Origin of the sequence: Nostoc sp. JL23, from assembly GCF_017115065.1 — a bacterium.
In the GTDB taxonomy this organism is placed as follows: Bacteria; Cyanobacteriota; Cyanobacteriia; order Cyanobacteriales; family Nostocaceae; genus Nostoc; species Nostoc punctiforme_A.
The window spans coordinates 26,288-48,512 of sequence record NZ_JABXKN010000061.1; the positions used below are offsets into that span (position 1 = coordinate 26,288).

Sequence of the window (22,225 nt, forward strand, 5' to 3'; positions counted from 1 at the left end):
TTTTTGTAAGATGTCAGACTTAGAGAATTTTACACCTAAGTTAACAGCAGATGGTTCTTTCACCTTTGTCTCTCAAGAGTTTGGTGAATCCTTTCACAGCCATTCTGGAGCGCAGCAGGAAAGTTTTTGCAAGTTTGTGGAACCTACTCAACTGGCTACAGCAGCGCAAAAACCGATCTTACGACTATTGGATGTTTGTTATGGTCTAGGATATAACACAGCTGCTGCTTTGCAAATAATTTGGGCAGTGAATCCTAGTTGTTGTGTTGAAGTAATCGGTTTAGAACTGAATCCAGCAGTTCCACGAGCGGCGATCGCTCATCAGTTGTTCGACAATTGGAACTGTAACTATATTGAAATTTTGAAAAAGCTAGCTTTTGAGCATCAAGTACAAACACCTTGCCTGAAAGCGAAGCTACTAATTGGCGATGCTAGAACTACGATTGCGCTAGTACGTCAGTCGAGTTTCTGGGCAGATGCAATTTTCCTCGATCCCTTTTCACCACCACAGTGTCCTCAATTATGGACTGTTGAATTTATTAAACAGCTGTCATTGTGTTTACATCCAGATGGTTTATTAGCCACCTATTCTTGTGCTCCTGCTGTACGTACAGCACTTTTGGCTGCTGGCTTGGTGATAGGTTCTACCCCACCCGTAGGAAGGCGATCGCCTGGTACTGTGGCAACACATTCTAAAAATGCTGAGTCTAAAGACGACTCCCCACTCACTACCCTCTCAGAAGTTGAAAAAGAACACTTGCTAACTCGTGCTGCTATTCCCTATCACGATCCTCAATTGAGCGATCCAACCGAAGTCATAGTTAGGCGGCGACAACAAGAGCAACAAACCTCTTGCCTAGAACCTACCTCTCATTGGCGAAAAAGGTGGCTATTGGGGACACAAGGCAGGGATTTTATGGGCACTAGTTTGTAGTTTGATTACAATATCATACAATATGCTACGCCTATGGACTGAAAGGCTAATTCTACGAGTTTTTACAAGCCAAATAGCTTATTTATGTGTTAGTATTTAATATCACATACTATGTAACAGTACTTGGGTATTGTTACAACTGAATAAAAATAAAAACATTTATATCTAATGATTATTATAAAGACTTGATAAAGACTTGAAACTCAAAATCCGGTATCTCGATATAAAGCAGTCAATTTTAACGCTTTCTGATGCCACAAGGCTAAAAAATCTCCGTAAAAAACCCGATTTAACATTTGTGAGAAATTATCATACTGGAATTAGAAGCAAAAAATTTGACAACAAGATACACCTTGTTTGTAACATAAAAGATACATGCTGCGAAAGATTCCGATCGGCAGCTTGACATCATGCATAATCCATATCGGAACTCGGACTCAGATACAGTCGAATATTAAATTTGTTTTTAAAATCTGACACTGTTAACTTGTGCAAAAACTTGGAGTGCCTTTGTGATTCAATGGAAATCCAACCATACAGGCTTTACAGAAAAAATTGTTAATGGGTCAAACCCCATTAGCACAGTGAAGAGTATCGGTTCAAATCATGCCGTGGAATCGCAAAATGCGGAGAGTTATTCTTTAGGCTTATCTCAAGAAGACCTTATGCTTGAAGATAGGCAAGCAATGTCTTCTTGGATAAAATCTGATGTTAATTGTGGTGATGATTTATTGGTCTCTAGAACACTACAAGCCAAAGGTTTTAAAGTGAATGGGTTTGATTTCGATCCGCCGAAGGTTTTAGTAGTTGACGATCATGCCGCCAGTCGGATGACTGCTGTTGCCCTCTTGGGGATGGAAGGATACGAAGTGATTGAGGCGGACTGTGGTTCTATTGTTGTGGGATTGGTAACTCAAAAACAACCAGATTTGATTTTGCTGGATGTAATGATGCCAGGAATGGATGGATTTGAAGTGTGCCAATTACTTAAACAGGATGAGCAAACTAGGCTAATCCCAGTAATTTTTATTACAGCGTTAAATGACAGGCGATCGCGCATTCGGGGAATTGAAGTTGGGGCAGATGATTTTCTCACTAAACCCTTCGATCGGGTAGAACTGGCGGCGCGTGTAAAGTCCTTGGTGCGGCAAAAGCGTCTTAATGAAGATTTAGACCATGCCGAACAAGTACTGTTTTCCATTGCCATGTCCATTGAAAGCCGCGATCCTAATACAGGCAACCATTGCGAACGTCTAGTAAAACTGGGACAAGTTTTTGGTGAATACCTCAACCTCTCACGCTATCAAATTCGAGATTTGATGTGGGGTGGTTATCTCCACGATATCGGTAAGGTGGGTATTCCCGATGCTGTGCTGCTAAAAAAAGGCAAACTCACTCCCGAAGATTGGCAAATTATGCAGCAGCACGTTTTGATTGGAGAAAAAATCTGCCAGCCACTACGGAGTATGCGGGGTGTAATTCCGATTATTCGTCATCACCACGAACGCTGGAATGGCTCAGGCTACCCCGATCAACTCAAGGAGGATGATATTCCCTACCTGGCGCAAGTGTTTCAGTTAATTGATATTTATGATGCCCTAACCAGTGAACGACCTTATAAAAAAGCTTTTACTTCAACAGAAGCACTTTTAGTAATGCAAGAAGAAACTGATTCCGGTTGGCGTAACCCCAAATTAATGCAGCAGTTTGCAGAGTTTATTCGCTCTTGTCAGGAACAAGAGAGGAGTGGGGAATAGGGAGTATTGATTTGTCGCTGCGTCATGAACGCTAATTGGTATTTACGATCATCTCTGCTTTTGAGGAGTGAAGTTATACCGACTCCTGAATTCCAACTCCTTTAATATTTTCAGTCTTCTATAATTAGCTGGTATGATTTGAGCCGAGATTTTAAAGTACCAACAGCATTAATCACAATTTCACTGATAGCTGATAGCTAATTATGGTAGTTGTAGCAATTCTAGCGGCGGGACGCGGCACACGGATGAAATCACGCTTACCCAAGGTTTTACATTCTTTAGGTGGGCGATCGCTAGTAGAGAGAGTTCTCGAAAGTGTAGAACCACTTTCGCCCTCACGGCGAATCGTGATTGTGGGATATCAATCCGAGGAGGTGCAAGCCGCCATGCATTCAATTCCCTGTTTGGAGTTTGTCGAACAAACTGTGCAATTGGGGACAGGTCATGCTATCCAGCAATTACTTCCTCACTTGGAAAATTACACTGGAGATTTGCTGGTACTTAACGGCGATTTACCGTTAATACGCAGCGAAACTCTTAAGCAGATGTTACAAACTCACGTCCGAAATCAAAACTCTGCCACTATTCTCACCTCGCACCTACCTGACCCCACAGGCTACGGGCGCGTTTTTTGTAACGATGAAAATATTGTGCAGCAAATGGTCGAACACAAGGATTGTACGGCTGTTCAAAGACAAAATCAGCGGATTAACGCTGGAGTTTACTGCTTTCGCTGGCCAGATTTGGCAAAGGTGCTTCCCCACCTCCAGGCAAACAATGCCCAAAAAGAATACTATCTTACCGATGCCGTGACTCAGGTGGGACAAGTAATGGCAGTGGATGTGGAAGATTATCAAGAAATTCTCGGCATCAACGATCGCTTGCAACTGGCAACAGCATCCGAAATTTTGCAAAAACGAGTCAAGGAAAAATGGATGCTGGCGGGTGTCACCCTCATCGACCCCACAAGCATCACCATTGATGAAACAGTGGAATTGCAGCCGGATGTAATTATTGAACCCCAAACTCACCTGCGGGGAAATACGGCGATCCAAACAGGAAGTCACATTGGACCGGGAAGTTTAATTGAAAATAGTCAATTAAGTGAAAATGTCACAGTGCAATATTCAGTAGTCATAAATAGCACCGTGCAGGCCGGAAGCAGAATTGGCCCTTATACTCATTTGCGTGGTCAGGTACAGGTGGGTGCTGGTTGCCGTGTGGGGAATTTTGTGGAGTTAAAAAATACGCAATTAGGCGATCGCACCAATGTAGCACATTTGTCATATATAGGCGATACAGTTGTCGGCAATCAGGTGAATATTGGTGCTGGTACAATTACTGCCAACTATGACGGCGTGAAAAAACATCGCACCAAAATAGGCGATCGGACAAAAACTGGCGCCAATAGCGTTTTAGTGGCTCCGCTCATCTTGGGAGATGATGTCTATATTGCAGCTGGTTCTACTGTGACAGAAGATGTGCCTGATGACTCTCTGGTAATTGCCCGTAGTCGTCAGGTGGTGAAACCAGCTTGGCGAAGGAAAAATGTTGAAAATGAAACCACAGATCAACATAAATAATTCATTGGTGTTAATTGCGGTTAATCTGTGGTTTATAGCCAAAATCTCAACATATAACATGCATGGAAGAACTGCTAGAACTTAGGCAATTTCTAGAACAAGGCAAAATCCATGAGGCGCTACTGTTGGTGGATGAGTTAGAAGAAATGAGCCTCAGTGACAAAATCAATAAAATTGATAGTTATGGTGTGATTCTGCTCATCCATTTAATTAAACAAAAGGCCGAAAAACGTTCTACTCGCTCTTGGGATGTTTCGATAGAAAATACAGTGCGGGAAATCAACAAAATAAACAAGCGCCGCAAATCCGGTGGCTTTTACTTGAATCAAGCAGAATTAATCGATATTCTGGAACAAGGATATCAAGTAGCACTCAAAAGAGCGGCGCTAGAAGCTTTTGAGGGGCGTTATGAAGCCCAAGAATTGGCCGCAATGGTTGACCAGCAAGAAACTTTAGCCGAAGCCCTGAAACTGATTCAACAATAGCCGATCAGTTCGTTGCCAGTCCATTCCAAGGTGTCACCAACTTTTTCGCCATCGTGGTAGGCGGCGAGTAAGATTTCGCTAGTTTTTCCCCAAGCGATCGCTCCACTAGCATCTAAGGCAATCGCTCCTAAATCGCGTTTGTTCTCGTGAGCTTCTCCAAAGGATCGCTGCATCGCCTCCTTCAATGACATCCCATCAGTGACACGCACTACAATCCGTGCGGCTAAACACTCATCGATAATATCTTCGCCAATGCCAGTACAGCTAACACCAGCATTACTAGTAGCATAATTACCTGCTGGCATCGCCGAATCACTTACCCTGCCAATCCGCTCAAATCCCTTACCACCAGTAGAAGTGCCAGCAGCTAGCTTACCAGATGCATCTAAAGCTACTACACCGATAGTTCCGCGTCCGGCATTGCTGGTTTCTAACAGTTCGGGTTCTGCTACCACGCCAGCCATTGTGCTTTTAAAATTATCCTGGCGCTCTTGTATCCACTCTTGTAACCGCAAATCAGTTAAAGCGTTATAGCTGGGAATTTGCATTTCCCGCGCCAACTCAGCCGAACCGAAATCTGATAGCACTCGGTCTGGCGAGCTTTGTAAAAATTGCGCTAAATCAATCGGATTTTTCACCCGCGAGATATTAATCACACCACTAAACCGCCCTGATGCACCATCCATCAAGGAAGCACTCATACGGATTTGTCCATCAGATTGTAATACTGAACCAGTACCAGCATTAAAACGGGGGTTGTCTTCGAGCATTAGGCAACCCTGCACCACTGCCTCAGAGGCAGTTGCTCCTGACAATAGCAGAGAATAAACTTCTTCTATTACTGTATGGAGCGATCGGCGCACCGCCTCTAATCCGCCTTTACCGTGGAGAGAACTACCAGCCCCTCCATGAATAATTAATTTAGGTTGCACCTGTAACTCCATTAATCTCTTGCGCTATTTGCGTCTGTATTGCGGTTGGTTTCATTTGGAGCTTCAGAACGGCGACGACGACAACGTTCTGAGCAATATTTCACATCGTCCCAACAATCTTGCCACTTTTTACGCCATGTGAAAGGACGTTGACATACCGGACAGATTTTTGTAGGTAGGTCAGATTTAGAACGAACACGTCCCATATAAATACTGTGTATATGAGAATTTTATTTCTGAGGGAGATGGAAGATAATTATAACCAGTTTGCTAAGAAGGCAGGATAAATTCGACGAATAAATATATTGTCAATCTATCCTTAGACTTACTTGCAATATTTTTTCTAAGAAGAGAGAGGCTTTGAATCTTACTATCCTTCTCTTTTAGGGACTTGCAAAAAATAAATTATCCCAAATTATTTCTAGATTTATAGGGGCGCAAGGACTTGCATTGGTTTCAAATTAAAGTTAAAGCCAGTCTAGAAAAAGCTTTTAGGAGATTATCTAGCTCTCTGTCGGAGGCTGGGAATGCGTAATGGGAGACAGCATTTCCAGACAGAGGCTGGAAACGAGATTTCAAAGGAGTTTTAGCTTAAGTTCACTGATACCAATGAAGGCTATGAAACACCCCTGACGGGTTAGGGGTGTTTCATTTCCTAAAAGGTGCTGATTTACAAGCGTTTCAATCAAAAAAAATCAGATGAATAAAAAATCTGATTGCACAAGAAAATGGTGATGCCTGCGGCAAGGCTTCTCTACGAGAGGCTACGCCAACGCTAACGCACTGAAATTGACTCTTTAAGATAGTAGTTTTTCGATTACTAACTTCACCAAATTTATTTATTGCCTATGCTGTTGGTAATATTCCTAATAGATCGAATTAAATAGCCCTGAAAGTTAGGGAATGTAAAAGTGCCTAAAGCCATAATGAAACACTTTTCAAGCAATCTCTAAATATTAGAAAATGGTACTAACTTGATAATAGACAGCAAGATGCTTTTCAAGCAATCTCTAAATATTAGAAAGTGTCATTAACTTGATAATAGAATGCTTTTTCTTTGTTGAAAGAAAATTTACGTAAAACTACTATTCATGGAATTCTAATAGTGCTATTCTTTGTATGCTGCTAAAAAACAAGTTGTAGTGGCACGACAACAAACAAGTTTACCTTACTAACTCTTAGGAAAGAAAATCATGATTATCAACGATCTTTCTCATGTAGAAACCGTTCTTGAAAATGAGAATGTTCAAGGTGGATTAGCTTTTGCAAGTGCTGCGGGAAAAGCATACGCTTTTGGTCCAACCATCACTGCCACCGATGTTGTCCTTAGCGCCGTTGCTGTCACCAAGAAATACAGCAAATCTGTTAGTTACGGTGCAGTTAGTGCTCAGGCCGGCTAAATATGCCTTAGTACTACAGTGTACTACTGTGCATTTTAGATAGAAAAATTGCTGAAAGTTCTCAAAAACTTTCAGCAATACATTCGTTTTTCAAAGAGAGCTTTTTTATGGAACGATTAAGAATTTCCGATCTCAGTTTTTGTGAAGATGAAGTTTCCGATCTTAGTCAAGTACTAGGGGGATTTGCATCTGCTTACGTAGCTAATTATTCTTATGCTATCAAGAGCAGTTATAAAATAGACAAATCCGGTATTTCAGCTGAGATTTCAGGTGCTATTGCTGGCGGTATTGCTGGCGCTATTACTGATGGTAATAAGGCTATTGCATCTGTCGTTACATCGGCAAAAGTTTCCTAAAGCTGGCATAACCAAATTGTAGGAAGCTTTTATGAACATAGCCTATAAAAGCTTGTTAGGAATGTTTTTAATACCTCTATCTTATACCACATATAGTAGTATAAGGCAGTAGGTAAAAGCGACACTTGAGCGTCGCTCACTGGCCATGCTTGTTTTTGAGTTCAAAGCTTATAAAAAGTTAGCCCAGATAACAGCAGTAGATAATGCAATTCTGACTGTAAAAATTCATTCAAAATAGGCTGTATTTGGCTATGGATGAATTTTAAAAATACAGCTAAAAAAGATTTGCATAAATTATGAAATTAATTGTGCTGTATTTGCAGCTAACTTTCCTTTTGCTAATGAACTTAACTCAATGGAAAGACTTACCAGTTGAGAACAAGCATGGTCTTCTATCTCTTGGTTTTATGACAATTGTGAAAAGGGTACTTCGGGTTTAAAACGATATCCACATTTCCAAAAAGATTGTCGCCCTGTTGATTACAAAAAATCAGGGCAGAAACTTGTGGAAGATCGAAAATCTATAACTTTTAACAACAAAAAAACATTGGGCCATTAAATTAAGAAAGCATCAATGACCTACACTATCCACTAGAACACACGTTTGTAAGTGTGGCCGTGTAATGGTTAGGGACGAAAACCCACCAATAAAGTGCGATTCATTCAGTCGAAACCAAATAATCGGGGGATTACTGGCCTCTACAGGGTAATCCATGCGGATTGAGTTCGCATTTTAATCCCTTCGAGATGACAACTTCATTTTTATCGTTATTTATTTGCATTTTTTAATGCTTGTCTGTCAGGGTGCAAAATCACAAAATTATCTGCATACCTAATGACTTGGGGTTTCTATAAATGGCATTTCCCAGACCGGAACTTCTCTTAGTGCAAACATACTAAACAGACTTTAAATCCTTATTAACCAATAACGCAACCGAAGAAGCTCTTTTACGTTTGCGTATCGAGACAGCACCAAACATAGCGCAACTAAACAGCGAACCTAGAATTGTTGAGGGTTCTGGGATAGTATAGACGCTCACTTGATTACTTTTAGATTCTATTAAGGTTAAACGAGTTGACTTATCGAAAGTACGGGAATATTTACCCTTAAAGCTAGTCAAAGCATATTCCTGTGTTCCGCCAAAAGATTTATCAATAGAAGTCTGACTTGAATCAAGAGTTATGTTACTACTCGGTTCAAATACAAAAGCATCATTGTTACCTATAGTTGATAAATTTCCAGAAATCTTGAAAGAGTCCAAAAGATTACCAGTATCGCTGTCGTATAACTCATATAAGAACTCTCCACTAGCATTTGCACGTTCAGTCAATGCATCATCAATGGATGTTTTAAGGTTAAATAAGCCACTGAAATCAAAAGAAAACTCTTTGTCTACTATAAAATCGTAACCGATAATCGCAGCAAAGCTTTCCGCCGACCCTGTATAGCCATCACCCTGACCTTGAGCTTGGCTGAAGGACAAATTAGAGGCAGAGTTGTTTGCATCGATATTAAACTTAGCTTCAGCGTTAGCATCAGCAGTTACTTGACCACCTGTGCTAATTGCTGTGGCTACATTATCAGTCAAAGTCCTAACATCTAAAGGGCTGCTACTAAAGTTGTTGATGTTAAATTTTGACTCAGAATATGCAATGGTAGCAGCTTGGCTCGGTAAGGTTGCCAATATCGAAGTAGCGATCGCTGGAGTAGCCAATGCCAAAAAACGCTTTACAACTTTAGTGTACTTTTTCATACAATTTTCTGTTTTTATTTTACGATGTTAAGATTGCAAATTTGTCATGCTTGTCTACTGCCTTACTAATGAGTAAGAACAAATCATAGGCAAGCAGGATGGTCAGCTTGGGAACTTTTCAAGCCATGTTTGTCTTATGTAGAAGAAATCTTCTATTTAAGGACTAATTTTTATTTACCAGTTTTACAACTTTACATAAGTAATAACCGTATAAGTAATTTAGTTATTAAATCTGGGGTGCAGTTAATTGGTTACATACTCATACTAGTCGTGCATCCACTAGTTTCTTGTAAAGCTTGAGTAAAAAAGAGCGTTTTTTAATTGGAATTTACGTAAGGATTCCGTAGGGAGAAGTTCACAAATTAAGTAGGGAGGAGTTCACATAAGTGATGTTGGTGCCAGAGAATGCTTTGATGAGCAAGCAACTCACTGTAAAATCAAGCAGCGATCGCCTATACCAATTGTCGAAGTCAGGATTGATATCAATGCGGTTTGCTTAAGGTGCATAGTCTAAAGATCGCCCTTAGTCCCCCTTAAAAAGCTACGGTGTACACGCATCTACACCAATTACCCTTAGCTCAAGCTTATTGCCGTATAAGTAAGCTACCAAAAAATAATTAGCCACAGTTGTGCTAACCTTCCCTGTGGGAATGCGTTCGCGTAGCGTCTCGTAGAGAAGCGCATCCGCGTTTAAATTTCAGCCCTTAATTTGCCGTGATTTCAGGCAAAGCTGCACTAAGAATCATGAATAGCTAACGGCAGCAACAAGCGACTGACTACCCGATTATCTGGTAACTGATAGAAATTCAATTCTCCTCCTAGTTCTTGCATGAGGTTTTGGCAGATCACTAGATGTAAAGCTGGTGGTTGGTCGAGCTTGGAAGGAGCAAGCACATCTTTAGGTGTCTTATCATGTAGTTCCGTAAGTAGCTGTGGTTCGATCGCACCGTTATATGTGATCGATAATTCTAGCGATGTCTGATGTTCAGCCCCTGTACTTGTAGAAGAATATTTTATATCTGAGGGTTTTGACGCATCTAAACGGCGACACCAAATATCAATTCTGCTACCAGTTTGAGAACGGTTACAGGCAGTAACCAATAATTCATGGATAACTAATTCAATTTTGACAATATCACCAGCGATCGCCATTGCAGATTGAGCGCTAGAGCTAGGAACGCCTCTGACTAATGAAGAATTTTTGGGCGATTCTTGCTCGTCAATCGGTTGTCCCAAACCATGTACCCCAATCCACAGCTTTTGTTGTTTGAGTAAATTTTCGATCCGTTCGAGCGATCGCTTCAGTAAACTCGCTATGGGCATCGTTTCCCAACTGATATGTAGTTGCCAGTTCTCAAGTTTTAGCATTCCACTCATGGAGGTGGCTGTATGGTCTAACTGCCGCAGCAATAGCTGGTAGCGCATCTGAGTTAGTTCATTCGCAGGAATGCCCAAATCATGTATTTGTTTAAGGGAGTGCGCCGTTATTCTTTGAATTTCCTCTAGACGACGATGTTTGTACCAATTAAGTTGTCGTAATTCTTCGGTTGTGGATTCTAGAAGTCGGGTAATTTGCTTTTCACGACGCCACCAGGCTAATTGAGAAATTAGAGTTGCTGTTGCACTGAGGTTTTGTTCTGACCAGCGACGCTCTTGATAGTCTACAAGCAACACTACACCAGTGGTTTCATAATCAGCAGTTGTACGTAATGCCATTACCAAAATTTGACTTTTGTCTGGAATATTCAACCATTTCCGAGTTTCTGGAGGTAAATTATCTACCTTCAAAGTCAGATAATTTTCTGTAGCGAGTGCCCATTGAATTAAGGCTTCAGCCTGGATAGAAATAGATACATCAGAAAAAATCCCAAATTGGCTATTGTCAATCACTCCAGGGATAATTTCTGCCCAACTGTCACCAGGTGCCCAGGATAGCATTAGTGCTAGGGGACAGGCCAAAATTGATGTTATTTGTTCTAGTGCTGTACGTTCTAAATGCTTGTTTTCGACTTCAATACTGTTCTGAGATTGTGTCAGGATGCGTAAGCATTGCTCAAATGCCTGGGAAGTTTTTTGCTGCTGGGTGGTGCGGTTATGTAATTGCCACTGACGAACAATTACACCAATCTGTTGACTAACGGCCCACAGCAATTCTTTTTCTAGGGTTGTCCAAGAACGATGACTTTCATGAGTAATAACTAAAAGTGCTGCTGGTATATGTTCGTGAGTACATTTACAAACAAGTAGCGATCGCACATTATTCTCTAACAACGAGGGACGCCAGTTAAAAAAGCGTAAATCTTCATCTAAGTTCTCAATTTCCACCGCTTGAGTTGAACTTTGCAAAAGCTGCCCATCTAATTCTTTGAGAGCATGAAGGGTAAATGTCAACGGTCGGCGATTTTGGGGCTGACTTTGGTAAGTAAATTGATAATTCTTCTGCTCAGGGTCATACTGCAACAGCAAAAAGCGGGTGGCACCTAATCGAGTTAAAACTCTTTTAGCACAACTATGTAAAGTTGTCTGAAAGTCATGTTCGCTATAGATACCTTGGGCAACTTGGCTAGTCAGTTGGGCATCCTCTTGAATCTGTTTAATAGTGCTTTCCATGCTTTCGGTAGATGCAACTAGGGAAATTAAACCAGCAACACCCTGAACGAAATTTTTGTCTGTGTCTGTCCAAATGCGAGGTTCATTGCTTTCTACCGCCAGAAAACCGACTAAGTTCTTTTGCCAAATAATCGGTGCTGCCAAGAGCGATCGCACCTTCAACCGTTGCAGTAATTTTGCCGTAAAATGACTATTTAAAGAACTGCGTGCATCACCAATCGAGACTATTTGGTTAACTGCCAAAGCATAATAAAAATCGCTCAACTCCTGTACAGTCATTCCCGCTGCTTGCTGACTACTAGAATTGCGATCCATTTTCACCAGTTGATTGCTCATCCGACACCAAAAGTAGCGCCCTTCCCGCTCAAACCAGTAAACATTTGTCCGGTTGGGGGAGACAAATTTATGAGTTGCTTGCACCGCTGCTTCCAGTCTTTGATTCAGGTTACTGAGGGTGCGTAAATTTTCTAGCAATTCTAATAATGGCTCTTCGGTTCGCCTGGTTTGCTTCTGCTGCTTATGCATCTCATTTTGATAAAGCACTGCCCCCAGTTCACCTAAAACCATCATCAAACGTGCTTTTGTTTCTCCTGTCAGTAGATAGCCCCAGCGTTCTGAACCCAATAACAGCAAGCCCAAGCAACGGTCTTTATAGCGAATTGGTAAAATAATCGTTCCTTGGATGTGAAATTTTTCGGCCATTTTTCGCCATTCGGTGGCACGGATTTCAGTTTGCAAATCAGCTATACCCAAAGGATGCTGTTCAATCACTACTTGCTCTAATAAATCCCCAGGGCTGAGAACAACCCTTTGGCGTAAAAAGCTCGTGTCACGATCGGGTGTGATGCCTCCTTTGCCAAATAATATGTGATTCAGGCGATCGTAAAGAGCAATCCAAATCAGTTTGTAGTCAAACTCTTCTTTGAGATAAGAAATAGTAGTTTCAATCAGAACGTCAACATCATCTTCTTCTCTGAGACTTTGGAGGACGCGCCCCAAAGAGAGGATCTGCTGTTCGGCGGCTATAGATTTTTGTGGCTGCCCCATCTGATTTATTGGCTAACATAACTTGTAATATATAAGATGCCCAGAAAAGCACCCTAAGTAATATTGTCACGAGTGTTTGCTGAAAGTTCTAGGGAAGGGGTTCTTGAAATTAGATTTATGGAGTGCTAGAGAAATGGTCGAAACTTCGTCTGATGCCCAAGAGGAGCAAAGACAAGTCTCAGAGGAAAAACGAGAATCTGCCGAAGATACCAGGCTCTCAGAAGAGAAGCAGCGAGAGTCTGGTGAAGATTTCCGGCTTTCACAAGAGGAGCAGCGGCAGATTGCTGAAGAAATAAGAAATTCTGCCGAAGAAATGCGGCAGATTGCTGAAGAAATGAGAAATTCTGCTGAAGAAATGCGGCAGATTGCTGAACAAGTGCGGCTATCTAAAGAAGAACTCCGACAAGCTAAAGAGGAAGCACGGCAAACTAAAGAGGAACTCCGACAAGCTAAAGACGAACTCCGGCAAGCTCAAGAGGAAACGCGGCAGTCTACCGAATTCCGTAGTGTTAAGGATTGAAATGGATATTTATCAACTTGCGATTCGTCCACTTTTGTTCAATGTGGTAAAAACCGATTCAGAGTGGTTACACCAGCAGACGATTCGCAGTTTTAATTGGCTATCGCAAACCCCTTCAAGTTGGGCAAACCAACGCTTAAAGCAGTCTTTATGTCTGTATGATTCACACCTAGAACAAAATTTGTTTGGGCTAAACTTTCCAAATCCCGTAGGGTTAGCGGCTGGGTTCGACAAGGATGGAGTTGCTGCTGGCATTTGGTCTAACCTGGGTTTTGGCTTTGCAGAACTAGGAACTGTAACTTTTCACGCACAACCCGGAAATCCCCGTCCTCGTTTGTTTCGCCTACCGTTGGATAAAGCTGCTCTCAATCGGATGGGTTTTAATAACAGTGGTGCAGCAGTAATGGCGGCACGTTTGGAACAAGGAAAGTATGAGTTAAACCAAGCAATACCCATAGGGATAAATTTGGGTAAATCTAAGATAACTCCCCTAGAAGCAGCCGCACAGGATTATCTCGATAGTTTTCGTTTACTCAAGGATTTGGGAGACTATTTTGTTGTTAATGTCTCTTCTCCCAATACACCAGGGTTGCGATCGCTCCAAGATGCTTCTATGCTTAGTGCTATCTTGAATTTATTACAACAAGAAAATACTACACAAAAACCAATTTTTGTCAAGATAGCGCCAGATTTATCATGGGAAGCGATCGCTGACATCATTTCTTTAGCTAAAACCTACCAACTGGCGGGAATTATCGCTACTAACACCACCATCAGCCGGGATGGACTCAAAACCCAGGTAATTGACCAAACAGGCAAATCACCCCAGGAAGAAGCCGGCGGAATTAGTGGTGAACCATTACGCGATCGTTCCACTGAGGTAATTCGTTTTATTTGGCAGCAAACCCAAGGACAAATGCCGATTATTGGCGTTGGTGGCATCTTTTCTGCTAAAGATGCTTGGGAAAAAATTGCTGCTGGTGCTAGCTTGATCCAAGTTTATACAGGCTGGATTTACGAAGGGCCGCTGATGGTACGCCGCATTCTAGCTGGTTTACTTTCCAAGCTAGAACAAAACGGATTAAATTCCATCAACGAAGCTGTGGGTTTAGATTTCAAAAATCAAAAGTAATTGAAGAAGAATACAGAATTCAGAATTCAGAATTCAGAATCAATTAGTGGAAGATTCAGACTTGCCACTAATTGTAGTAGACCATTACATTATCATTTTGGTGGGGACTTAAAGGCATTTATTCAGACGTTCGCGGGCTTGCTATCCGCCAGTCAAACATAATTCAATTCTGTTAGCGGATAGCTAAGATTTAACCCATTCTGGCTCCTGACTTCTGAATTCTTTCTTGTTAATATTGTCATCCTTCTTCCTCCACCGGGAAAAACTCTTTAGTTTTTTCCGAGTATGACCAGGCAATACCATCAGGGTCTTTGCTGCGGCTCCACTCAGGAAATTCTGGATCGTTTCGCCGTTTATAAACCGTGCTGGAATAGACATTTAGCCTTTTGGCAAGTTCAGATTGAATCAGAGAGCCAAAAATTAACTGTTTTTCCAGCGATCGTTTAGCTTCTTCATGTGTTTGCTGTGGGAGTGATTCGGTTTCTAGTTCTTCCTCCTGTGGGGTTGGTGGCGGTGCTAAGAGCGATCGCGCAGTTTTAGTAACTGGTTGAGCCGGAAGTTCTTTGACAGGCTCACTACTGTCAAGAATATTGCCAAGAATGCTGGCAGTTATAAAGTAATAAGACTGCCCTGCCTCTTCAGAGTTGACTATACTCGCACCAAATTCCGAGGCTTTACTATCCAAGTAGCGTTTTGCCGTTATTCCAGGAAAATTGCCCCTGATTGCCAAGTCCATTGGCGTAAGTCTGCCCTGATTTTCGCGAACTAACTGATGAAAAATTGGGTTAACTCGTACAGTCCACTGTTGCCATTGATATTCCTGCCAAACCTTGAAGCCAATTACCAGCACAATTACCGCCAGTAAAATTCTCCAAGTGGCAACTAGGAAAATAATCAAAAACGAGATGGGCAAAAGTAGAACGAGAAAAGCCTTACCGTTACCTTCTATGGGTTTCTCACTCATGCCGATTTTTGCCAAGTGAATTTTGGGAAATAATATTATATTGGCAAAAATTGAGACACTTTTTTGTATCGTTTGGCAAAGTTGCGGCAAAAGTTTCGGCAAAAGCTTTATTCAGCAAGTGTTATAGACTTATTACCTTTTTGCTCATCTAACATTGGTTTGCGATGCCTACGGCGGTAAACTACGCGCAAAAGTTTTTAACAGAGAAAATAAGAGGGTTGTGATGTATGGCGATCGCAATACATCTTAGATAATCTGCTCCCAAAATTCTGAGCAATGGCTTACTTATACTTCTCAGACTTTTCTTTACAAAGCAATAATTCTAAATTGGCTTACCAGACCCTTGACAATAGATAATACATATACTACATTAATAATACAAGTCAACTTTCATGAGGGAGTTAGCTTTCACCAGTAGCGAATAGCTCAAATGGCAGAGCGCCCACCTTGCCCGGAAGGGCTGACGTATCGAGGGTTATCACATATAACTAAAACACCCTTGATCAAACTTCTGGAGGTGTAGGTAAAAATCCTACTTCGCTACAGCAAATGTAGTGCTGAGTTTTGAATTTATATGTGGTGGGTAGCTCAGTGGATAGAGCGCCTAAATATCCTTATTCACACCTTGCCTGAAAAGGCCGACGAATTGAGGGTTATCGCCTGCCAAGCGGGAGGTCGCGGGTTCAATTCCCGCTCCACTACACCAAATGTAGTACTGAATTTTGAATTTTAAATTTTGAATTTTCATGTGGCGGGTAGCTCAGTTTGGTAGAGCGCTAAACATCCTTGTTCACCCCTTGCCTGCAAAGGCCGACGAATTAGGGTTATCGATTAGGGTTCGAGAGGTCGCGGGTTCAAATCCCGCTCCGCCACCCAAAACTTAATTTTGAATTGTCATCTGGTGGGTAGCTCAATCTGGTAGAGCAATGAACGGGTTAATTCCCATAGTCCTTAGTTCACAAACTTGCCTGCAAAGGCTGACGAATCGAGGGTTATCGTGAATTCATAGGTTGCAGGTACCCTACGGGAAGCAAGCTACAAATCCTGTTCCACCAGAGTAAATTTTGCGTTTTAAATTTTCATGTGGCAGATAGCTCAGTTGGTAGAGCGCCGAAAAACATCCTTGTTCACACCTTGCCTGAAAAGGCCGACGAATTAGGGTTATCGCCTCTTAAGCCGGATGTCGCGGGTTCAAATCCCCCTCTGCCACCTTTCATTTTTGTCCGCAAGGGCCGGGAGATGAAGCGATGAATTACAATTTTTTCACTAAAAAGAAAACAACTACACCCCAAAATCAACCTATCCCCGGGCGAGAAGCAGAAATGGTTCAGGGACGCTCCGGCGGTTGGATGTTTGATGCTGGTATTTGGAAAATGCTGCGCCGTTGTTTATTGGTTGGCACAGCAAAAAGCACTTACTACGCTGGTAAACAGGAATTAACTGAGGATTTTGTGACAGTTGTCAGACAAGCTGTTGCCGAAAATCCCGGTCGTGTAGCGGAAGAAATTTTGTATGCTAGCGATGGACGCGCCATCAATAACAGTGCGCCTATCTTAGCTTTGGTGCTGCTATCAATGGGTGAAACACCAGAAGCAAAACAGACATTTGGTGAAATCTTCCCGCAAATTGTCCGCACTGGTAGCCACTTCTACGAATGGCTAAACTACACTAAATCTCTGCGGGGATTTGGCAAAGTAGTGCGGGAAGCTGGTAAAACTTGGCTCTCAAGGGAAGATGTCAAGGGTTTAGCTTATCAACTGTTGAAATATCAACAGCGTCAAGGTTTCTCGAATCGAGATGCGTTGCGGTTGTTCCATGTCAAACCGCCTACAGAAAATCACCGTCAACTATTTGAGTGGGTAGTTAGAGGCTGGGAAGAATTGCCAGCAGATATCCCCTCAGAAGCATTGGCGCAGATTTGGTGGTATGAGTGGCTGAAGCGGAATCCTACCCAAACCCATGAAGCTATTTCTCAAGGACGCTTAACCCACGAAATGGCTGCACCTGTGGGCAAAATGGATAAGTTTGCTTGGCAGTTGCTATTTCAGGAAATGCCAATAGGTGCAATGTTGCGTAACCTCGGTTCTTTAACTGAACTGGGTGTGTTGCGAGCCGATGAAAGTGCCAACTTGCTGCGAGTGGAAGCAGTTCTCAACAACAAAGAACATCTGCGTAAAGGTCGCATCCATCCGATTGATGTTTTGAAAGCACTCAAAACATATCAATCTGGTGGGACATTAGGACGCAGTAAGAAAACTTGGAATCCAGTTCCTCGGATTGTGGACATTTTAGAAAAGGCGGTTGAACTGTCTTTTGATGTTGTGCAACCCACAGGTAAAGTATTCATGCACGCCGTGGACGTTTCTGGTTCTATGGGTAGCATGGTTGCAGATATGGGACTAACTTGTTGTGAAATTGCCACCACAATGGCACTGGTGACAGCAAAAGCAGAGAAAAACTACATGATTCGTGGTTTTGCTACGGAATTCCGGGAATTAAGTATCACTGCCAAAGATAGTTTTAGTTCTGCGGTTCGCAAAGCTAGCAATCAAAACTTCGGTGGAACGGATGCATCTGTAGCTTATGACTGGATGATTAAAAATAAGTTTAAAGCAGATGTAGTCTGCTTTTGGACTGACTCGGAAAGCTGGGCTGGGTATAAGCATCCAAGTCAAGCGCTGAAGGAGTACCGCAAAAAGGTAAATCCTAATGTCAAGGCGGTGTATGTCACCTTGACACCTTACCAAATTACTTTGGTAGATCCTGAAGATTCGCTGTCTTGGGATTTGGCAGGGTTCGACCCAGGTACGCCTCGGATCATCCAGATGCTAGCTACGGGTGAATTGTAGATATTGCTGAAGGGTAAAGGATCAAACACTTTATCCTTCATACTTCATGGCGGGTTATCCTTGTTCACAACTTGCCTTTTGGGGCCGAAGAATTTAGGGTTATCGGTTACGTCTCCACCATTGTGGGGATTAGCGGGTTCAACCCCCGCACCCGCCTTTGTTTGATTTTCTCCTTACGCAGGGGCGCAAAGAAGAAGGCGATTTAATTTTGAGTGGTCGTTTTTCTATTTCAGCGATGGGTAAGAGTAGGGTGTCTTCGATGTGCGTAGGCGTAGCCCGTCGTAGACATCGCAATTTTTTAAAAGCACAACACAAAAATTTGATCGCTCATCATCTATTCACCCACTCAATGTTAATTAAACAATGTCCCCAAAAAACCGATAATTGGTTTCCAAAAGATACCAGTTAACACATAAGGAGCATATTCTAAAAGCGGTAAACTTGAGTGCTTTGAGGGCTTCAGCGGTAAACACTCCAGGAGAAAAGGCACTATACAGGTGAGTCCATAGGCAGTTGCTAAGGCTATATTCCATTTCAGTTCATCTGCTACTGGTATGGGGCTACAATAAATACCCAGTAGAATGAAAGAGATCATTAAAAGCTGCTCACAAAAAAACCAGGATTGGGGCGATAGAAAATAAACTAACTGGAGAAAGCTTTTGTTATCTATTTTTTGTCGCATTCCCATTAATACAGCCCAAGTCGCAGCCCCAACTACGCCATCATCTTTCAGTCCATAAGTTCTTTGAAAACGTTTAACACCTCTTTCAGTTTCCCTACTAAAATATCCATCAGGTTCTTTTTTGAAAAATCCTTCTTCATTAAGGATAGTTTGCAGTTCCTTAATAGCATCCTGTAATTTTGGCGACATACTTTTCTGATTGCGGTAAAGCCTTGGGTAGAAAAGGCAAGCCCAACTTAGTGGCCCGACTACTCCATCCACCTGAAGATTATTGGCTTTCTGAAATTTTATTACAGCCTCTTCTGTTTCTAAGTCAAATTTACCACTAATAGTTGAGAGAAAACCCTGAGTTTGCAGTCGTTCTTGCAGTTCATTAATTGATTCTTGTGCAGAGTTTGGCGAAAAGTCTCGGTATAATATGGGACGCTTATTGAATACACAGACTTGTCTTTCTTCTGGGAAATAACGCCGGGATTGTTTTAGCCGAAACAAGAAGGTTAAAAAGCTAAACGCTTTATTTGTCATAATTTTTTAGAAGTCGATTTATCTGGAGCAACTCCTAGCTATTAAAGACTAAAATCGATTTAGATATCTACTAACATTCACTATTAACAGCAACTCAAAAGTTACTAAAATGTTAATACTTGTGGATTTAATAGTTGTTGATAGAATATGTCAAAATTTTGCCGTTAAAATGTTCCTTATAAAACATTTAATTAAAGACAAATAGGTGATATTTATGTCACATCAGTCAGATGGTGGGAATCTGCCGAAAAACTGGTATCAAAAGGTTTCACACGACTGGGATATAGATCGTTTACTGACTGACTTGGAGTCTAAAATTCAAAAGCGATACAGACAAAATGCTAAGAAAGACCTGTTACTTGGGTTGCTGTGTGGGTATAGCTTGACAAAGATAAGTCAGGACTTGTACAGAGATCATGCTGGTGTGAGAGTGGTATTGAGCAATATCTATCGAGATATTGAAACTTTGACAGGAGAATCAGACAACAGCGTGAGGTCAAGCAACCTTATTTGTATTCTAGAAAGACATGGATATCGCAAAGGTGTTGCTGTCCCCCACAATCTGCCATCACCAACCTACACAGAATTTATTGGGCGCGAGGCAGATATGAAAAAGCTACTGGAACGCCTTTCGCCAGAGCATGGCGCTCACATGATTACAGTTCATGGCATTGGTGGCGTAGGGAAAACGGCGCTGGTATTAGCAGCTGCTTACCTGTGCTTAGAAGCTAGTAACAAAAACAGTTCTGATGCACCTAAATTTGATGCAATTATTTTCACTTCAGCTAAACAACAAGAACTGATTCCCGATATGATTTTGCAACGGCAGCAAGGACAGCATAACCTGCGCGAGATTTTTCGAGTGATTGCCAATGCCTTAAACGACTCTACTATTATTCAATCTCCTCCCAATGACCAATTTGACCGTGTACGCCAATGTCTTTCTAAACAGCGCACGCTTCTGATTGTGGACAATATGGAGACTATAGAGAACAGGGATAGGGATGAGGTTATAGAATTCCTATACAATTTGCCCATTTGCGTCAAAGTAGTAATTACTACCCGCGAACGAATTGCCCTGCTGCCAATCAGTCTGCGAAACTTGCCCCTGAATGATGGTTTGCAGTTAATTCAGCAACAAGCTGAAGAGAAAGGTATAACTATCCAAGATGAGGACTCTAGCTTGCTCTACGATCGCACTGGAGGAATCCCCCTCGCTATTGTCTATGCACTCGGTCAAGTCTCCAGTGGCTACTCTTTGAACTTCGTATTGGAGCAGTTAGCCTCCGCTACAGGCGATGTGGCTCGTTTTTGCTTTGAGAAATCAGTGCAAGATATCAAAGGACAGCCACCCCACAAGTTACTCATGTCATTGGCGATTTTTCCTGACTCTCCTATCGAAGCTGCTGTGACTGAAGTTGCTGGACTGACATCTGCTCCTGATTCTGTCACTAATGGCCTGGTACGTTTGCAGCGATTCTCATTAGTGAATCTGAACTCAGAGACTAAACGATACGAAATGCTCTCTCTGACTCGTGAGTATGCCTTAGCACAATTAGCCGCTTACCCAGATTTTGAGAGAGAAGCACGGATGCGTTGGGTGAGATGGTATCTAGATTTTGCTTACAGTTACGGCGGAGAAGATTGGGAAAAATGGATACATTACAACAGGTTAAAGGAAGAGGAAGGAAATCTACGGGCAGTACTTTATTGGTGTAAAAACCAAGACCATTATGCAGAAGTTAGGGATTTGTGGCTGCTCTTGAACCACTACGCCAATCTCTATGCTTATTGGGACGATCGCCTCGATTGGTTGCAATGGCTGATAGAACAATCAGAACGACGTGGTGAATGGTCATCTTTAGTAAAATTCATGATCCGCAAAACCTGGCTGCTAATTCGGGAGTGTTCGCCCCAAAGTCTCACACAAGCAGACGAAATATTGCAGCGAGCATGGGTTTTACGCGACCGTGCAGATTCATGCGTTCAAGCTGACTTAGCCGAAAGTATGGCTAGACTGCGAATCAGGCAGAATAATTATACAGATGCACACCACTGGCTAATAGTAGAAGAAAAATTGGTGATTGATGCGAATCTAGACGAGCGACAGCACATCCGCTATTTTATTCCCGTGCTTTATCATCGGGCTGAAATCTTTTATTCAGAAGGTGAATATTTTTCAACAAAGAAGCTATTTCAAGATGTGATGAAAAGTGCAGAAAAAATTAATTGGCATCGAGTGATCAATTCTGCTCAAAATTGGCTTGCTGATATTGCCATTGAACAAGGCGATCGCGATGAAGCTCAAAAGCTATTAATTCAAGGCTTAACTGTCGCCGAAAGTAGCAATAATAAACGGCGTCTGGCTCGTTATCAACGTTCTCTAGCACGCTGGGAGAGAAGGTGGGGAAGTGTCCAGAAAGCCTGCCAATTATCAACTCAGGCTATTAATAGTTTTGAGCGTTTGGGAATGACAAGGGATGCACAGGAGATGCAAACTTTACTTGATTGCCCATAATTATCTGCAAACAACGCATTTCCGGTTAGAGAGACGCGATAAATCGCCGTCTCTACAATGGGCTACATTTTACCGCCAGCGATCGCATTTCCAAATCTTACAAAACTAAACTTACAATATACGTTGTTTGTCAACACAATGTAATATAGCTTAGTAATAATTGCGCGATCGCTATTC

At 42.0% G+C, this 22,225-nt stretch carries 16 protein-coding genes and 3 tRNA genes; 13 read left to right on the plus strand and 6 right to left on the minus strand.

Translation table 11 applies throughout. The annotated features are described in order from the left end of the window. Positions 1 to 10 precede the first annotated feature (10 nt). From HWQ42_RS12750 to HWQ42_RS12765, 4 genes are all read left to right on the plus strand, one after another. The gene (locus tag HWQ42_RS12750; protein ID WP_292812465.1) at positions 11 to 934 is read left to right on the plus strand and encodes an MnmC family methyltransferase; all 924 of its coding nucleotides are present in this window, start codon (positions 11 to 13) and stop codon (positions 932 to 934) included. A gap of 512 nt (positions 935 to 1,446) precedes the next feature. Beyond that, positions 1,447 to 2,691 carry a two-component system response regulator gene (locus HWQ42_RS12755; RefSeq protein WP_292812468.1) on the plus strand — a complete coding sequence of 415 codons (1,245 nt, stop codon included), beginning with the start codon at positions 1,447 to 1,449 and terminating at the stop codon, positions 2,689 to 2,691. Positions 2,692 to 2,894: 203 nt separating this feature from the next. Next, positions 2,895 to 4,274: a bifunctional UDP-N-acetylglucosamine diphosphorylase/glucosamine-1-phosphate N-acetyltransferase GlmU gene (gene glmU, locus HWQ42_RS12760; protein ID WP_292812470.1), complete on the plus strand. Its 1,380-nt coding sequence runs from the start codon at positions 2,895 to 2,897 to the stop codon at positions 4,272 to 4,274. Positions 4,275 to 4,336: 62 nt separating this feature from the next. After that, positions 4,337 to 4,759 (plus strand): DUF29 family protein, encoded by a 423-nt coding sequence (locus HWQ42_RS12765; RefSeq protein WP_292738451.1) that lies wholly within the window; start codon positions 4,337 to 4,339, stop codon positions 4,757 to 4,759. Here HWQ42_RS12765 and HWQ42_RS12770 read toward each other — a convergent pair. Then, complete coding sequence (locus HWQ42_RS12770; protein ID WP_292738450.1) at positions 4,750 to 5,703, minus strand: isoaspartyl peptidase/L-asparaginase; 954 nt, start codon at positions 5,701 to 5,703, stop codon at positions 4,750 to 4,752. The two genes, HWQ42_RS12765 and HWQ42_RS12770, sit on opposite strands and share 10 nt — an antisense overlap. Further along, positions 5,703 to 5,897 (minus strand): DUF2256 domain-containing protein, encoded by a 195-nt coding sequence (locus HWQ42_RS12775; protein WP_292738449.1) that lies wholly within the window; start codon positions 5,895 to 5,897, stop codon positions 5,703 to 5,705. The genes HWQ42_RS12770 and HWQ42_RS12775 overlap by 1 nt, the downstream gene beginning before the upstream one ends. Before the next feature lie 987 nt (positions 5,898 to 6,884). Between HWQ42_RS12775 and HWQ42_RS12780 the strand changes: the two genes are divergently transcribed. Together HWQ42_RS12780 and HWQ42_RS12785 are read left to right on the plus strand one after the other, a co-directional pair. Next, positions 6,885 to 7,091 (plus strand): hypothetical protein, encoded by a 207-nt coding sequence (locus HWQ42_RS12780; RefSeq protein WP_292812472.1) that lies wholly within the window; start codon positions 6,885 to 6,887, stop codon positions 7,089 to 7,091. A gap of 107 nt (positions 7,092 to 7,198) precedes the next feature. Beyond that, on the plus strand, positions 7,199 to 7,447 hold the full coding sequence (locus HWQ42_RS12785; protein ID WP_292812474.1) for a hypothetical protein: 249 nt from the start codon (positions 7,199 to 7,201) through the stop codon (positions 7,445 to 7,447). Positions 7,448 to 8,343: 896 nt separating this feature from the next. On the opposite strand, the gene HWQ42_RS12790 is transcribed toward HWQ42_RS12785, so the two are convergent. Together HWQ42_RS12790 and HWQ42_RS12795 are read right to left on the minus strand one after the other, a co-directional pair. Beyond that, positions 8,344 to 9,201 carry a PEP-CTERM sorting domain-containing protein gene (locus HWQ42_RS12790; RefSeq protein WP_292812476.1) on the minus strand — a complete coding sequence of 286 codons (858 nt, stop codon included), beginning with the start codon at positions 9,199 to 9,201 and terminating at the stop codon, positions 8,344 to 8,346. Positions 9,202 to 9,936: 735 nt separating this feature from the next. Beyond that, positions 9,937 to 12,858 (minus strand): GAF domain-containing protein, encoded by a 2,922-nt coding sequence (locus tag HWQ42_RS12795; RefSeq protein ID WP_292812479.1) that lies wholly within the window; start codon positions 12,856 to 12,858, stop codon positions 9,937 to 9,939. Between the two features lie 103 nt (positions 12,859 to 12,961). On the opposite strand from HWQ42_RS12795, the gene HWQ42_RS12800 reads away from it, so the two are divergent. Both HWQ42_RS12800 and HWQ42_RS12805 read left to right on the plus strand, forming a co-directional pair. Continuing rightward, positions 12,962 to 13,378 carry a hypothetical protein gene (locus HWQ42_RS12800; RefSeq protein WP_292812481.1) on the plus strand — a complete coding sequence of 139 codons (417 nt, stop codon included), beginning with the start codon at positions 12,962 to 12,964 and terminating at the stop codon, positions 13,376 to 13,378. Position 13,379: 1 nt separating this feature from the next. Next, a complete protein-coding gene (locus HWQ42_RS12805; protein WP_292812483.1) occupies positions 13,380 to 14,510 on the plus strand; it encodes a quinone-dependent dihydroorotate dehydrogenase in 1,131 nt (376 codons plus the stop codon). 238 nt (positions 14,511 to 14,748) lie between these two features. Here the strand turns inward: HWQ42_RS12805 and HWQ42_RS12810 are convergent, their stop codons facing one another. Further along, the gene (locus HWQ42_RS12810) at positions 14,749 to 15,474 is read right to left on the minus strand and encodes a hypothetical protein (protein ID WP_292812486.1); all 726 of its coding nucleotides are present in this window, start codon (positions 15,472 to 15,474) and stop codon (positions 14,749 to 14,751) included. Between the two features lie 576 nt (positions 15,475 to 16,050). Between HWQ42_RS12810 and HWQ42_RS12815 the strand changes: the two genes are divergently transcribed. The 4 genes from HWQ42_RS12815 (at position 16,051) to HWQ42_RS12830 (ending at position 18,323) form a co-directional block, all read left to right on the plus strand. Then, positions 16,051 to 16,180 (plus strand) — tRNA-OTHER (locus HWQ42_RS12815). Positions 16,181 to 16,223: 43 nt separating this feature from the next. Further along, positions 16,224 to 16,350, plus strand: a tRNA-OTHER gene (locus HWQ42_RS12820). 208 nt (positions 16,351 to 16,558) lie between these two features. Beyond that, positions 16,559 to 16,684: transfer RNA gene (locus HWQ42_RS12825), tRNA-OTHER, on the plus strand. 37 nt (positions 16,685 to 16,721) lie between these two features. Then, positions 16,722 to 18,323 carry a TROVE domain-containing protein gene (locus tag HWQ42_RS12830; protein WP_292812488.1) on the plus strand — a complete coding sequence of 534 codons (1,602 nt, stop codon included), beginning with the start codon at positions 16,722 to 16,724 and terminating at the stop codon, positions 18,321 to 18,323. Between the two features lie 352 nt (positions 18,324 to 18,675). Here HWQ42_RS12830 and HWQ42_RS12835 read toward each other — a convergent pair whose 3' ends face one another. Then, entirely contained in the window at positions 18,676 to 19,530 is an 855-nt protein-coding gene (locus tag HWQ42_RS12835) for a peptidoglycan-binding protein (protein ID WP_292812490.1), read from the minus strand. Positions 19,531 to 19,744: 214 nt separating this feature from the next. Between HWQ42_RS12835 and HWQ42_RS12840 the strand changes: the two genes are divergently transcribed. Beyond that, positions 19,745 to 22,048: a tetratricopeptide repeat protein gene (locus HWQ42_RS12840; protein WP_292812493.1), complete on the plus strand. Its 2,304-nt coding sequence runs from the start codon at positions 19,745 to 19,747 to the stop codon at positions 22,046 to 22,048. Positions 22,049 to 22,225 lie beyond the last annotated feature (177 nt).

Excerpts from the sequence above, each read along its gene's own strand:
- HWQ42_RS12750 (WP_292812465.1), top strand. The coding sequence starts at position 11 with ATGTCAGACTTAGAGAATTTTACACCTAAGTTAACAGCAGATGGTTCT.
- glmU (WP_292812470.1), top strand. The coding sequence starts at position 2,895 with ATGGTAGTTGTAGCAATTCTAGCGGCGGGACGCGGCACACGGATGAAA.
- HWQ42_RS12765 (WP_292738451.1), top strand. The coding sequence starts at position 4,337 with ATGGAAGAACTGCTAGAACTTAGGCAATTTCTAGAACAAGGCAAAATC.
- HWQ42_RS12770 (WP_292738450.1), bottom strand. The coding sequence starts at position 5,703 with ATGGAGTTACAGGTGCAACCTAAATTAATTATTCATGGAGGGGCTGGT.
- HWQ42_RS12775 (WP_292738449.1), bottom strand. The coding sequence starts at position 5,897 with ATGGGACGTGTTCGTTCTAAATCTGACCTACCTACAAAAATCTGTCCG.
- HWQ42_RS12780 (WP_292812472.1), top strand. The coding sequence starts at position 6,885 with ATGATTATCAACGATCTTTCTCATGTAGAAACCGTTCTTGAAAATGAG.
- HWQ42_RS12785 (WP_292812474.1), top strand. The coding sequence starts at position 7,199 with ATGGAACGATTAAGAATTTCCGATCTCAGTTTTTGTGAAGATGAAGTT.
- HWQ42_RS12790 (WP_292812476.1), bottom strand. The coding sequence starts at position 9,201 with ATGAAAAAGTACACTAAAGTTGTAAAGCGTTTTTTGGCATTGGCTACT.
- HWQ42_RS12795 (WP_292812479.1), bottom strand. The coding sequence starts at position 12,858 with ATGGGGCAGCCACAAAAATCTATAGCCGCCGAACAGCAGATCCTCTCT.
- HWQ42_RS12805 (WP_292812483.1), top strand. The coding sequence starts at position 13,380 with ATGGATATTTATCAACTTGCGATTCGTCCACTTTTGTTCAATGTGGTA.
- HWQ42_RS12810 (WP_292812486.1), bottom strand. The coding sequence starts at position 15,474 with ATGAGTGAGAAACCCATAGAAGGTAACGGTAAGGCTTTTCTCGTTCTA.
- HWQ42_RS12830 (WP_292812488.1), top strand. The coding sequence starts at position 16,722 with ATGAATTACAATTTTTTCACTAAAAAGAAAACAACTACACCCCAAAAT.
- HWQ42_RS12835 (WP_292812490.1), bottom strand. The coding sequence starts at position 19,530 with ATGACAAATAAAGCGTTTAGCTTTTTAACCTTCTTGTTTCGGCTAAAA.
- HWQ42_RS12840 (WP_292812493.1), top strand. The coding sequence starts at position 19,745 with ATGTCACATCAGTCAGATGGTGGGAATCTGCCGAAAAACTGGTATCAA.